Here is a 13,487-nt window from a genome sequence, read left to right as displayed (position 1 = left end):
CGGGAGAGGTCACCTGGCTAAGGGGATCCCGTGGAGTGGCTCATCGACACCGGGATCCGGGCCTGAGCAGAGGCAGTCTCAGGCAGCGAGGGGGCAGGGGTGAAACTGGGGTAGGGGATGCGCTCGTGGTTGGATTCCCGCCAGACCTCCACGAAAGCGTCTGCCACCACCTCCAAATCCTCCAGCGTCAGCCCACTATCGACCAACTGGCCATCTTGCCAACGGGCCTGGGCAATTTTGCGGACAACAGCTTTTGCCCGCTCGACCACATCGGGGCCGAAGCCATCGCTCAGAGTCATGCTGCGCAGGGCGGCTTCACAGGCATCGGCCATCATCACCACCCCCGTCTCCTTGCTCTGGGGGATCGGGCCATCGTAGCGGAACGGCTCTTCGGGTACGGGCTGACCCCCGGCTTTCATCTGGGCTTGATGGTAAAAGTAGGCAATCAGAATTGTGCCCTGGTGCTCAGGGATAAACGCCTGGACGGCGGTAGGCAGGTTGTATTGCTTGGCCAGGCGCAGGCCATCGCTGACGTGGGCCTTGATGATCTGAGCACTGCGATAGGGATCGTCCAGTTGGGTGTGGGGGTTGAGGCTGCCCATCTGGTTCTCGATGAAGTAGCGGGCCTGCAGCATCTTGCCGATGTCGTGGTAAAGAGTGCCGGTGCGCACCAGCTCCACGTTGAGGTTCAGCTTCTGGGCAGCCCGTTCTGCCAAAGTGGCCACAAGCAGAGTGTGCTGGAAGGTGCCGGGGGCCTCTGCAGCCAGCCGCCGCAGCAGCGTGCGATTGGGATTGCTCAACTCGATCAGACGAATGGGGGTGGCTAAGTCAAATAGGCGCTCCAGGTAGGGGCTGGCTCCCAGGGCAACAATGCTCCATCCCAAGCTGGTTCCCCCTGCCAAAGCCATGGCCAACAGGTCGATGCCACCGGTGGTGGCCAAGCTAACCGCCCCGTAGGCCAGCATCTGCACCGCTGCCGCTCCTCCTCCCAACAAGGCCAGCTCTTCGCGGGAACGGGAACGCCCGGCCAGGGCAGAGGCCACCACGCTGCCGGAGAGCAAGGGTACAAGGGTGAGCAGGTTGACAGGGGAGACCAAGGGCAAAAACAGCGCCTGGCCTACCACCACCACCAAGCCCAGCCCTGCCCCGTAAAAACTGCCCAGCAACAGCCCCACTGCCGGCAGGGAGCTGAACTCCAGCTTGAACAAGGCCGCCAAAAGGGGAGCGGTCAGGGAAACTATGAGGATCAACACCCGATCCCGGCGGCGCAACCCTGGCCGCAAGCGTTGCTGCAGAGGCACAAAGACAGCCAGGCCCATGCCCATCACTCCGGCCACTCCCACCAAGCCCCAGATGTTGATCCCGCGCTGGGTGAGCCCAAAGTGGTCCAAGATGAGGAAAATTTCGGGAGTGATGACCTGATCTGCTCGCACGATCACCTGGTTCTCGGCAACCGAGATCAGAACCGGCTCGACTTTTTCCAGCTCGGCGCGGATGCGCTGCTCGGTGCGCTGGGGATCCACCTCCACGTTGGGAATGAGCACCTGCTGCAGCCACTGATAGACCAGGGCCTGCAGCTCCTGTCGTTGGGCGGCGCTGCCCGGAAAAATCAAATCGTCCAGTTGGGCTTGGATCCCTTCGGCGCGAACTTCGCGGGGCAGGCCATCCACAATCCCTATCTTCTGCAGGCGCTCCAAGACCCGCCGGCTCAAGGTTTGCAAATGCTGCCAATCCGCATCTGCCAAGTTGAGAACTGTGGCCGGAACAGGGGGGGTGAGCTGCTCCAGAGCCGGCAAAGCTGCCCGATAGCGCTGCTGCGCCGCTTCCACCTGGGCAATCAACTGGGTATAGGGATCCGTCGCCGCCATCTGGGTGGCCGATCCGTCCAACCAGACCCGCTGCCAAACCTCGACAAGCTCTTGCTTGGCCCGCTGCTCCGGAGGAAGCTGCTCCGGTCGCCCCGAAGAAGGCTCTTCCAAAGGAGATGGGGTGGCTGCACGGGCGCGGATGGCCTCTTGTCGGGCGCGAGCCTGAAGGAGTTCCCACTCCTCTGGGGAAAGCTGGCGCAGATAGATCTGCGTTGGCAGAGACAGCAACTGGACAGAAACATAGGGCAGAGAACCTGCCTCTTGGCGGATGGCCTCCACCTCAGCCAGGAGAGCCTCCAGATTTTGCCGCATGCTGTCGTTGGCGGTGCTGTTGATTTTAAGGGCCTGAACCACCCGCCGCCGCGCCTCAGCTTGTCGGGCCTGGGTAGCCTCCACATCTTCAATCTCCGCCGCAGCAGGGGCAAGAAACGTCTGCGGGGAGCGGCTGCCGACGGTCAGTTGTGGTTCGTTGTAGTAGCGGATCCCGTGGACAGCAGTGAGGGAGAGAAGCGCTATGGCATAGCCAGCAACCCGTTCCGAAAGGGAGAGCCTGCTCTTTCGAGGGGGGGCTGCCTGGCATCCCCGAGTCCAGTGTTCCGCGTTCGCGTCGGCAGCGCGAAGGGCTTTGGGCGTGAGCGGGTTTTTCATGGATTGGCCTGGCAGCGTCTTTCTCTTTTCTATCCCCTTTTGGCCGGGTAGCCCAGGAAGAGGATCTCAATCGCCGATGGTAATCTGCCCCACCATACCTGCTTCTGCATGGCCGGGAATGGTGCAAACCAAAGCGTAGACTCCAGATTTCAGGGGAATAAATTGCCACTCCACCGAAGCGCCTGGCTTCAGTTCCAATTCTCGGATCTGGCCCTTAATTTCCACGCCGGCCACGTCCAACTTACGGGTCCAAACGGCATCGGCAAAATCTTTGGCGCTGAAATAATGTTTCAATTGGCTGGGGTTGCTCAGGCGAAGACGGTAGAGGCTGCCGTTGTGAAAAGACAGTTCCTTGGGCGCAAACACCAACTGATTGTCGGCAGTACCCAACTCAATAACCTTCTCCTGCGGCGTTTGTCTGGAGAGATCCCGCGCCTGCGCCAGGCCAGGGATCCCAATCATGAGGGCCGATAGCCAGATTCCCAGCACCAGGAAATGACAGAACCTGTTTAACATTGCAACAACGAGGAGAGAGGAAAGAGCAAAGAGAAAAGAGCAACGAGGAGAGAGAAAAGAGCAAAGAGAAGAGATTTCTCCTTCTCACTTCTCACTCCTCCCTTCTCACTCCTCTGCGAGTAGCCTGGAAATTTAAGATAGCATCTCTAGGCGGAGAGGTTTTGATTCCCTTCTGCCCTGTCTAGCCATCCACATCCTCGTAGAGCTGCACGGCTGGGGCTTCCTCTCCGTCTTTCCTTATTTCAAGGGCTACCGCAGCGGCGTAGCCACCGGCAACCTGAAGCGGTAAGGTCACCCAGCGGGAGTCCTCGCCCAAAGCTGCAGAGCCGGCCAGACCCCTGCCTGTTCCCTTCAGGAGCGCCTCCTTTTGTGTCCACATTTGAAAGAAAAGGGCATCCCGCTCTGGAGCTGGACAGCTGGCCAAACGGCCCTGCTCAGCAGCCGAAAAATAGCGTTGGGCGATGCGCTGCCAGCGGAGCACAGGTCGAACCCATTCCAGATCCACTCCAATGCGGTATTGCCATCTCAGGCCGATCAGGACGCGCTCGTGGGAGTGGCTGAGGTTAAACTGCAGCGGCAGGGGTGGATCCCGCCAGTAGGGTTTGCCGGTAGAACTGTGGTCGAGGGGGATCCCCTGGGGCGGAATGCCGCTGTAGCGGCTAAGCAAGCTCCGCAACCCAAGACGACCGGCCAGAAAGCGGCGCCGATCTGCCGGCAGTTGTAAACGCTCTGCCCGCCGACATTCTTCAGGGGAAAGAAGGCCGAGCTGGGGGAGCAACTTCTCCAACGGGGGGACTGTCTGCAGCCAAAGATGCACCTCTGACTTTCCCGACAACGGCTGCAGGGATCCCCCTGTGGCGACTGCTACCTCGCTGAAGTTGGATCCAGACAACTCTGAAAACTGAGGATAGGGTAACATGGCCTTGAATTGGTGGAGTTGGCAACACCACCCAGACAGTACACCCTTTCCTGTACGCGCTCGCGAGACCTGGTCTGACCTGATGCCCTCCTTCCACTATCCCCCCCGTCCTGACCGTGTCCGCGCAGCTCGTCAGCAGGCTATTCGTCAGGGGATCCTCTGGCTGTTGTTGGGGTTCACGGCTGTGTTGGCGGGTTCTGCCGGTGCCCTCCTGGCCGTGATGTTGCCCCGTCAGGTGATCCCAACTTCCCTCACACCTGCAGAACAAGAAGCCTTCCGTCCTGATGCCTTACGGGCTGCGGCTCTGGATCGCTCGTTGCATATCCTCATTCTCGGCACAGACAACCCGGATCCCAGCCTGGTCACAGAACGGGATCGCCTCAACACCCGCACCGACACCATTCTCTTGGCCCGCTTTGATCCCCAGGCGCGGCGGATTACCGTTTTGTCCATCCCCCGCGACACTCGTGTGCGCTTGCCTGGCTTTGGTGTGGCCAAGATCAATGCTGCCAACTTGGCAGGGGGCCCGGCGCTGACGGCTCAGGTGGTCAGCCACTTGATGGGTGGGATCCCGATTGACCGCTACATTCGCCTCAATACCGACGCTCTGGAAGAGCTGATCGATGCGGTGGGCGGCGTGGAAATCTACGTGCCGGAACCGATGCAGTACGCAGATCACACCCAGCAGTTGTTCATCCACCTGGAGCCCGGCTGGCAACGCCTCAACGGGGAACAAGCCCACCACTTTGCCCGCTTTCGCCGCGATCACCTGGGATTGGGGGATATCGGTCGGGTGCAACGGCAACAGGAATTGCTGCGGGCCCTGAGCCGGGAACTGCTCTCCCCTGCTGTCTGGCCGCGGATCCCGAAGATTTTGCAGGTTATCCGCACCAACCTCGATACCAACCTCACCTGGGAAGAGGTTCTGAGCTTGGCCAAGTTTGTCCTCACCTCTGGGGGCGATCGCATCGACCTGGTGCTGCTGCCGGGCCGCTTCAGTCAGCCGGGAGAATTCTCCACCAGCTACTGGCTGCCGGATCCAGCCGGGATCCGACGGGTGGCCGTCTCCCACTTTGGCCTGGAGGCAGAGGTAGCCCGCATTCCTCCACACCGCCTGCGCATAGCCGTGCAAAACGCAACCGGAGAGCCGGGGATGGCCCGCCGTATGGTGCAAGAATTGGTGAGACAAGGATACGTCCATGCTTTTGCCGTGGAAGACAGCACTCAGGTGCTGCAGCAAACGGAGATCCTCGCCCAGAGCGGGGATCGCGAAGGAGCCAAACAGATCCGCGCCGCCGTCGGCCTAGGAGAGATGCGGGTAGAGTCCACCGGCGTTCTCAACTCCGACGTCACCATTCGGATCGGCCAGGATTGGGCCCAACAACTTGCTTTGGATGAAGCGCTCCGCACCACTGATGGGAACGGCCAAGCCCAAGCTCCGCCCGGAGCAGCTCAGCTCTAGAGAGCCGGTTCGGTTGCGAGTGCGGATTTCCGAAAAAGAGCCTGCTTGTCGGGGGCTTCTCAACCTCTGTAGATTAGCACTGAGCTTGTTTGAGTGCTGAGCCACCTATGACCGTGCTGGAACAGGGATCCATCACCATCCACACCGAGAACATTTTTCCCATCATCAAGCAGTCTCTCTACTCGGATCGAGAGATCTTCTTGCGGGAGCTGATCTCCAATGCTGCTGATGCCATCACCAAGCTGAAGATGGCCAGCCTTGCCGGCGAAGTGGCAGATCTCCCAGAGCCGGAGATTACGATTGCCCTCAACAAGGAGGCCAAGACCTTAGCGGTGGCCGATAACGGCATTGGCATGACTGCCGAGGAAGTGAAAAAATACATCAACCAGGTGGCTTTTTCCAGCGCTGAAGAGTTCATTCAAAAGTACAAGGGCAAAGACGCAGAGCAAGCAATCATTGGCCACTTTGGTCTAGGATTCTACTCCTCCTTTATGGTGTCGCAGCGGGTGGAGATCGACACCCTCTCCTATCGGCCCGGCAGCACGCCGGTAAAGTGGGCTTGTGACGGCACCACTACTTTTACCCTCTCCGATTCTGAGCGCTCCAGCATCGGCACCACCGTTACCCTTTACATCACCCCCGAAAATGAAGAATACCTGGAGCCAAGCCGCATTCGGGAATTGGTTCGCAAATACTGCGATTTCATCCCCGTTCCCATCAAATTAAACGGGGAAGTGATCAACAAGCAAAAGCCCCTGTGGAGAACCTCACCTTCCGAACTCAAAGATGAGGATTACCTAGAGTTTTATCGCTACCTCTATCCCTTTCAAGAGGATCCCCATTTCTGGGTGCACATCAACACCGACTATCCCTTCATCGTGCAAGGGATCCTCTATTTCCCCAAGTTGCGCCCGGATATTGATCCCACCAAGGGTCAAGTCAAGCTGTTCTGCAACCAAGTCTTTGTCCAAGATAACTGTGAGGAAGTCATCCCCAAGTTCCTCCTACCTCTGCGGGGGGCCATCGACAGTCCGGATATTCCCCTCAACGTCTCTCGCAGCTTCTTGCAAAATGACCGCACCGTAAGACGCATTGGGGATCACGTTGCCAAAAAGGTGGCGGATCGTCTCAATGAACTGTACAGGGAAGATTACGAAAAATACGTCAAGGTCTGGCCCGACATCAGCCTCTTTATGAAGTTTGGGGCGATGAACAACGACAAGTTCTTTGCCCAGATTAAGGATATTCTCATTTTCCGAGTGGCCGGATCCCCTGCTGACAAACCCGAATATGTGACCCTGAAAGCGTACCTGGAGCGCACCCGCGACAAGCAAAACAAGCGAGTTTACTACGCCACCGATGAGGCTGCCCAGAGTGCCTACATCGATCTCCACCGCTCTCAAGGACTGGAAGTGATCATGCTGGATAGCTGGATCGACAGCCACTTCAGCAGCTTTTTGGAGCGGGAATACAAAGAAGAAGGGATCCAATTTAAGCGGGTGGACTCTGAGCTGGACGAAACGCTGGTAGATAAAGACAAAGCCGCCGAAATTGTGGATCCGGTCACGCAAAAAACCCGCAGCCAAAAGTTGGTCGATCTCTTTCGGCAGGCCCTGGGCAAAGACAAGTTGCAGATCAAAGCAGAAGCTCTTAAATCAGAGTCGGTTCCGGCCATGATCTTGCTGCCGGAGACGCTGCGGCGCCTGCAGGAGCTCAACGCCGTCATCCAGCAAAAGCCGCTGGAGTTTCTGGAAGAGCACACGCTGGTTCTGAACACGGCCCATCCCCTTATCCAAAACCTGCAGTCTCTTGCCGATCAGGGTCGGGATCCCGACTTGGTTCACCTCATCTGCAATCACATCTACGATTTGGCTTTGATTACCCAGAAAAGCTTTGATCCAGCAGCCGCGCGGGCCTTTGTGCAGCGCTCCAACGAAGTGCTGACTCGGCTCACCCGCCCTCAATAGGCAGCGCTGTCCAGGGTAGACTGCAGGGCTTCCGCTCCACCGGGCAGAGACGGACGGGATCCGGCCCCGTTGCCGCTGTGGCCGTAGCTGCCTTGGAGCACGGGGGCAACTTGGCGCATCAGCGTCGCCATCTCCAGGGCACTCATGGCGTATTCCCAACCTTTGTTGCTCTTGACCCCGGCCCGCTCCAGAGCCTGCTGCAGGGTATCGGCGGTGAGGATCCCGAAAATGACCGGCACTCCGGTACGAAATCCTGCCGCCGCAATGCCTTTGGAGACCTCCGCCGCCACATAGTCGAAGTGGGGAGTTTGCCCGCGAATCACTGCCCCCAGGCAGATGATGGCGTCATAACGGCGAGATTGGGCCAGTTGGTGGGCCAGCAAAGGCACCTCAAAACTGCCCGGCACCCAGTAGTAGTCCACCTGCTTGCTCTCCGGGCCGACATCCACACCATGCCGCTTCAGCGCGTCCTGGCACCCTTCTAACAATTTGCCGGTGATTAGGTCGTTAAACCGACCGATGACAATGGCCAGACGCAGATCCTCCGTCTGAACAAAATTGCCCTCGTAAACTGCCATCTGCGCTGCTCCAGACCTACCCAAGAGAAGAATAAGCGGGCCGACACGGCAAAACCACGCTTTCCCATCCTAATTCAGTAAACTACCCGACCCTGACTGCTTCGCAGTACAGGGCGGGCTTTCGGTAGCCCTGCAGTTGGCAAGCCAACCACGAACCTCTAGGCTGGTTTACAGCAGCCCCCAAAAGCGCAATCACATTCGCACCATTCAAATCCGCATCCCCTTCCCATCCACAGTGTCCACACTTAAACTTCTTTCCACTGCGATAGGATTGCGTAGGATCGGGATGGATGTGCAAACACCGGTGGCAGGTCTGCGACGTGTAGGCAGGCGGAACCAGCACCACAGGTACTCCGGCAATGGCAGCCTTGTAGACCACGAACATCCTAAGCTGGTAGAACGCCCAGTTATTGGTTCTGCGGCGCTCAGCTTTGCTGCGTGGCTGTTGATTGACCCTTTCCCGGATCCCTGTCAAGTCTTCCAGAGCAATAGCGCTGTTTGTGGTCTTTGCCCTAGAGACAATAGCTTTGGAGATGCGATGATTGACCCACGCCTGAAAGCGCCTCTCCTTGCCAGACAGCCGTTGCAACAGTTCTCTGCATCTGCGCCGCGAACTGCGGGTGCCCTTACTGGCTTTGCGTTGGAGTACCGCCCTCAACCGGGAGTGATGGTCTCGGACTTTGTTCAACTGCTGTCCATTCCAGTTATCTCCTTCCGATGTATGAGCAATATCCGTCCTTCCCAAATCCACGCCCAGCACTCTATCCGTGCGTTGCGGTGGGGATGGCTCCGTTTCCACACAGATCTGAATAGAGTAGGAGCCGTCTTTACGCTTGACCAGAGTGGCAGATTTGGGATTGGAGCCTGCCAGCCGTTCTCTCTGGTAGCGGCCAATCGCCAGCTCAAAGCGCTCCCGACCCTCCACCGTGGTCAGCGACACCGACCAGTCTTTCTCGCGAAACGAGAAGATACGGGCATCGTAGGTCGCAAAGCCTCTCTTGAACGCTTTGACCGGACGGTTTTCCTGTCGGGCAACTTTACGGGCACCGGCCAGCCGTCTGCAGACCTGCTGGTCGCGTAAGCGGGACGTAGTCCTTGCCAAGTTACTGGACAAGCCAAACCGAGCGCGAATCTGGTAATAGCAAAGGGACTGGAGTTTGACTGCGTTGACTACTTTTTCTGGTGTGTTTTGGTTGACCCAGTTCAACGCCTGCACAAAGGCATCCATTGTCGCATCCAACTTTGCGGCTTGCGACTGGGACACCTTGAGCTTGCAGGAGACGGTCAGGACTTGGGTCATGGTTCTATCATAACTTCCGCATTCCTCCCGACACTGACCCTACGGGTACAGTGCGGGGCTCCTGCGATTTCTAGCTGAAATTGCCCGCGCCCAAGGGATCAACTACTTTCTGCTCTCTTTTACCGACCTGCTTGGGATCCAACGGGCCAAGCTGGTGCCTGCCTCAGTTATCGACTTCATGGCAGAGGGTCAGGCTGGATTTGCCGGGTTTGCTGCCTGGTTGGACTTGACGCCTGCAGACCCCGATGTGTTTGCCCAGCCGGAGCGCGAGCGCCTGTTTCAACTGCCCTGGCAGCCGGAAGTGGCCTGGATGCCTGCCGATCTAGTCCAGGTCAACGGGGATCCCTTGCCACAAACCCCCCGCTGGGTGTTGAAGCAGGTGTTATCCCAAGCAGAAGCCATGGGCTTTCAAGTCAAGACGGGGATCGAATGCGAGTTCATGCTTCTGTCGCCCGAAGAGTGGGCCATTTCCGATGAGCGCGACCAGCAGGCCAAGCCCTGCTATGACCAGCAAAGTTTGATGCGGCGTTTTTCGGTGATCCGGGACATCTGCGATGGCATGCAGAAGCTGGGCTGGGATCCCTACCAAAACGATCACGAAGATGCCAACGGCCAATTTGAAATGAACTGGCGGTTTGACGATGCCCTAGTTACGGCTGATCGCCACGCCTTTTTCAAATACATGGTGAAAAGCATTGCCGAAAAGCATGGCTATCGAGCTACCTTCATGCCCAAACCCTTTGCCCATCTGACGGGCAACGGCTGCCACACCCATATTTCTCTTTGGCAGGGGGAGCAAAACCTATTCGCCGATCCCCAAGGGGAATTGGGGCTTTCTCAACTGGCCTATCACTTCATCGGCGGGGTGCTACACCATGCGCCTGCTTTGTGTGCCCTCACCAACCCGACGGTCAATTCTTATCGCCGCCTCAATGCCCCCGTCACGCTCTCTGGGGCCACCTGGTCTCCCAATACGATCAGCTACAGCGGCAATAATCGCACCCACGCCATTCGGATCCCGGATGCCGGGCGGTTTGAACTGCGTTTGGCCGATGCTGCTGCCAATCCCTACCTTTTGGCTGCCGGTCTCATTGCCGCCGGCCTGGACGGGATCCAACACCAACGGGATCCTGGCCCCCGCTGCGACAACAACACCTACACGGATCCCCTCCCCAATGCCCAAACGTTGCCCGGCTCTCTGGTCGAAGCCCTCAACCACTTAGACCAAAGTACCCTATTCCGTAGCAGGCTGGGGGATCCCTTTGTGAATGCCTACCTCAAGCTCAAACGCCAACAGTGGCAGGAATACAACCGTCAGATCACGCCCTGGGAGCGGGAAACAACCTTGGATTGCTAGCCCGGTAGTTGTTGTTATCTCATTACACCTTGAGAGAGGGCTTCCAACTGGCCTGGAGTGACCCTAAACCTGGGCCAACTGGTGTTGAGCTGCCTGCCGCATCACCTCTACTGGCACAGGCTTGCCTCCCAGCCAAAGCGATAGAGCCTTGGCCCCCTGGTGAACCAGCATCTCTAGTCCACTGATGGGGGTATGTCCCAACTCGGCGGCCATCCGCAGCAGAGGAGTGGGATCCGGCACATAGATCAGGTCGTAGACGATGGCACCCGGAGACAGCAGGCCCAGTTGCTCCCGGCTCAGGGGGGAAAGCCCTTGACCGGCGGGGGATCCCGGCTTGTGCATACCCACAGGGGTGGTGTTGACCAAAAGCCGCGTCTGAGGTAAATGGCAATTCAACTCCGCCCAGTTCACCGTCTCCACCTGAGGCCAGGTCTGTTGCAAGGCCAGCAATGAGTTGGGGGATCGCCCCGCCACCCGCACCGGCCCCAGCCCCAACTCCAAACAGCCTTGGATGGCCGCCCGCGCTGCCCCCCCGGATCCCAGAATGAGAGTAGGGATCCCTTTTTCCAGACCCAGCAAAGGCTGCACAAAGCCATCGATATCGGTATTGGTGCCCGCCCACCCGCCCTCTGGCAAGGGGTAAACCGTATTCACCGCCCCCACCGCTGCTGCCCGCGATTCAATCTGATCGAGCAAAGGGAGAATGGCCTGTTTGTGAGGAATCGTCACATTAAACCCCCGCACCCCAATGGCCGCCAGCCCTGCCACCGCCGCCGCCAAGTGTTTTGGAGCCACCGGAAACGGCACATAGCAATAGTTTTCCCCCATGGCTGCCAAAGCAGCATTGTGCATGACTGGGGATAAGCTGTGGGCCACCGGATCCCCGATTAGACCGAGCAATTGGGTGCTTCCCGAAATCCGACCGTCCACCGGCTCAGCCAACTCCTCAAGGGATCCCTTAAGCCACTCAAGATTTAAAGACGATTTAAAAACTACTGAGACTCCGACTCAACCCGCTGCAGAGTCTGGCGGTAGCGATGGCGCCAGCCGGCCAACGATTCTTCCGAAATGTGGTCGATCAAGGTGCTCATCTCCGCCAGGATCTGGTAAACGCGGTCAAAGCTTTTTCGGGTTCGCTCTTCCTGCTCCGGTTGATGGATCTGCACCATGTATAAGCTCATCTTGATGGTTTGCAGGCGGTTTTTGCCCAAATCTTCCAGCATTTCCCGAATTTGCCCGATTGCCTCCCGCCTCACCTGTCTCTGCCGCCGTCGCAACAGCCAAAAGAGGATCCCGTGGATAACCCCCACCAAAGTGGCGCTGACCGCCGTTGCCGTTTCTAGCGAAAAAGCGCTGCGGCTGGCCACAAAACCACTTAGCAGAATCACCCCTATTCCCACCGCCGTCAAGATGAGCTCAATGTTGTTCAGGAACCATCTTCCTGCCGGTCTCCAGATCCCAGATCCGGCCATTTGACCCTGAAGAATGCTCGCCATGGCCTTTGGCACCTCCTTTGTGTCTCTCCCGTCGTTCGCTCAGCCCATCGCTACCTGCTCAGCCGTCCCAAAGCCAGGCGCGGTCTTCTGCGGCTCAGTTGACGCTTCAGACAAAGCTGCCGGAGTTTTCGCCGCCGCAAGCGCAAGGGTCTATGGGCCAGGGATCCCGCTGTGGACAGTTCCGGTGCAGGAGCCTGCATCTTTCGACTCAGCTCTTGATGGTGTTGGCGGAGATCCTCAATCTGCCTGAGGCGAGTCTCCAGCTCTCGGCGCAGTTCGGCGTTTTCTTTTTCCAGACGCTGCAGGCGTTTCAGCAGCTCTGAGGACTCCGTTCCGCTGACGCGGTCGGAAACTGGGATGGGATGGGGAGCAGTCACCACCGAGCTGTGCACATTCCTGCCATCTCGCATGGCCTGGGCAGCCCGACGCAACAGAGCCACCCCCTTGGGATCATCGCTGTCCATGAGGCTGGCCGCTCCAAACTGGAGCTGTACCGGCAGCGCCCGTCCATTCACCACAAAGGGATCCTGAATCATCCGCTGACAGCAGCGTTCGGCAGCAATTTGCGCAGCAGCCAAGGTGCTCCCCGGCAGCAGAATGATAAACTGCCCCTCGTCGTAGCAAAACAGGTCGTCTCCATCGCGCAGGTTATTGGCCAAACGCTCCCTAAACAGTTTGAGCAGATCAGCCCGACCGTCAGCATCCAGCCCTTGTGCCAGAGAACCGAGGTTGGCCAAGCGCAGCACAAACAAGCTGAGGGGTTCCGATTGAGCACGGGCCTGGGCCACCCGCAGCGGCAAACGAGCCACCAAATCCTGACGGTTACCCACCTCCAAACCAATCGACTTGGGGGGAGAGGGAGGAGATTTTTGCCCAGTTTTGAGCAGATATTGCTGGCGGCGACTTTCTACAATGCGCAGCCCTGCCCGCACCCGCGTCAGCAGCTCTGCAGCCTGAAAGGGTTTGGAAAGAAACTCATCGGCGCCTGCCTCCAAAGCCCGCTCCATGCTATCGTTGCCCTCGCGGGCAGTCATAATGATGTAGTACACCCAAGCATATTCCGGCAGTTGCCGCAGTTGACGGCACAGGTCTAGGCCGTTCAGGGAGGGCATGACCCAATCGGCAATGATCAGATCTGGGGGTTGGCGGCGAATTTGCTCCAGCGCGGAGAGGCCATCCAAAGCATAAGAAATACTGCAGCCCTGCTTGCCCAAAAAGTTGGACAGCATTTCTGCCACCATGTAGCTATCATCCACAATCAGTACACGGGCTTGCAGACTGCCGTCTTGACTTCTGCCAGAGACGAGTTTCGCCTTCTCAGGCGCAGGAGCTGCACTAGCGCTCTCCGGTCTGGGATCCATAGACAAACCGAGGCA

General features: G+C 58.3%; 11 protein-coding genes. 3 read left to right on the top strand and 8 right to left on the bottom strand.

Annotated features, from left to right (window positions below):
• Window positions 1–17: 17 nt before the first annotated feature.
• The 3 genes from ACVWZU_RS02635 to ACVWZU_RS02625 all read right to left on the bottom strand — a co-directional run bounded on the left by ACVWZU_RS02635 (window position 18) and on the right by ACVWZU_RS02625 (window position 3,951).
• A complete protein-coding gene (locus tag ACVWZU_RS02635) occupies window positions 18–2,516 on the bottom strand; it encodes an HD family phosphohydrolase (protein ID WP_457443212.1) in 2,499 nt (832 codons plus the stop codon).
• Window positions 2,517–2,582: 66 nt separating this feature from the next.
• Window positions 2,583–3,032 carry a plastocyanin/azurin family copper-binding protein gene (locus ACVWZU_RS02630; RefSeq protein ID WP_457402224.1) on the bottom strand — a complete coding sequence of 150 codons (450 nt, stop codon included), beginning with the start codon at window positions 3,030–3,032 and terminating at the stop codon, window positions 2,583–2,585.
• 181 nt (window positions 3,033–3,213) lie between these two features.
• Entirely contained in the window at window positions 3,214–3,951 is a 738-nt protein-coding gene (locus ACVWZU_RS02625; protein ID WP_457443210.1) for a 4'-phosphopantetheinyl transferase family protein, read from the bottom strand.
• Between ACVWZU_RS02625 and ACVWZU_RS02620 the strand changes: the two genes are divergently transcribed.
• Complete coding sequence (locus ACVWZU_RS02620) at window positions 3,950–5,413, top strand: LCP family protein (protein WP_457443208.1); 1,464 nt, start codon at window positions 3,950–3,952, stop codon at window positions 5,411–5,413. The two genes, ACVWZU_RS02625 and ACVWZU_RS02620, sit on opposite strands and share 2 nt — an antisense overlap.
• Window positions 5,414–5,520: 107 nt before the next feature.
• Window positions 5,521–7,380 carry a molecular chaperone HtpG gene (gene htpG / locus ACVWZU_RS02615; protein ID WP_414348507.1) on the top strand — a complete coding sequence of 620 codons (1,860 nt, stop codon included), beginning with the start codon at window positions 5,521–5,523 and terminating at the stop codon, window positions 7,378–7,380.
• Here htpG and ribH read toward each other — a convergent pair.
• Window positions 7,374–7,958, bottom strand: coding sequence for a 6,7-dimethyl-8-ribityllumazine synthase (gene ribH / locus ACVWZU_RS02610; RefSeq protein WP_011432636.1), 585 nt, complete (start codon window positions 7,956–7,958; stop codon window positions 7,374–7,376). The genes htpG and ribH overlap by 7 nt on opposite strands.
• An 82-nt stretch (window positions 7,959–8,040) precedes the next feature.
• Complete coding sequence (locus tag ACVWZU_RS02605; RefSeq protein WP_457443206.1) at window positions 8,041–9,258, bottom strand: RNA-guided endonuclease InsQ/TnpB family protein; 1,218 nt, start codon at window positions 9,256–9,258, stop codon at window positions 8,041–8,043.
• Window positions 9,259–9,319: 61 nt separating this feature from the next.
• On the opposite strand from ACVWZU_RS02605, the gene glnT reads away from it, so the two are divergent.
• A complete protein-coding gene (glnT, locus tag ACVWZU_RS02600) occupies window positions 9,320–10,615 on the top strand; it encodes a type III glutamate--ammonia ligase (protein ID WP_457443307.1) in 1,296 nt (431 codons plus the stop codon).
• Window positions 10,616–10,678: 63 nt separating this feature from the next.
• On the opposite strand, the gene ACVWZU_RS02595 is transcribed toward glnT, so the two are convergent.
• The 3 genes from ACVWZU_RS02595 to ACVWZU_RS02585 form a co-directional block, all read right to left on the bottom strand.
• Entirely contained in the window at window positions 10,679–11,545 is an 867-nt protein-coding gene (locus ACVWZU_RS02595; protein WP_457443305.1) for a shikimate dehydrogenase, read from the bottom strand.
• A gap of 62 nt (window positions 11,546–11,607) precedes the next feature.
• A complete protein-coding gene (locus tag ACVWZU_RS02590) occupies window positions 11,608–12,111 on the bottom strand; it encodes a hypothetical protein (protein ID WP_457443204.1) in 504 nt (167 codons plus the stop codon).
• A 50-nt stretch (window positions 12,112–12,161) separates the two neighbouring features.
• On the bottom strand, window positions 12,162–13,472 hold the full coding sequence (locus ACVWZU_RS02585; RefSeq protein WP_457443202.1) for a response regulator: 1,311 nt from the start codon (window positions 13,470–13,472) through the stop codon (window positions 12,162–12,164).
• Window positions 13,473–13,487 lie beyond the last annotated feature (15 nt).

Source organism: Thermostichus sp. MS-CIW-26, assembly GCF_054059115.1.
Note: the sequence above shows the minus strand (reverse complement) of the source record. Positions and strands in the feature narration are given on the sequence as shown.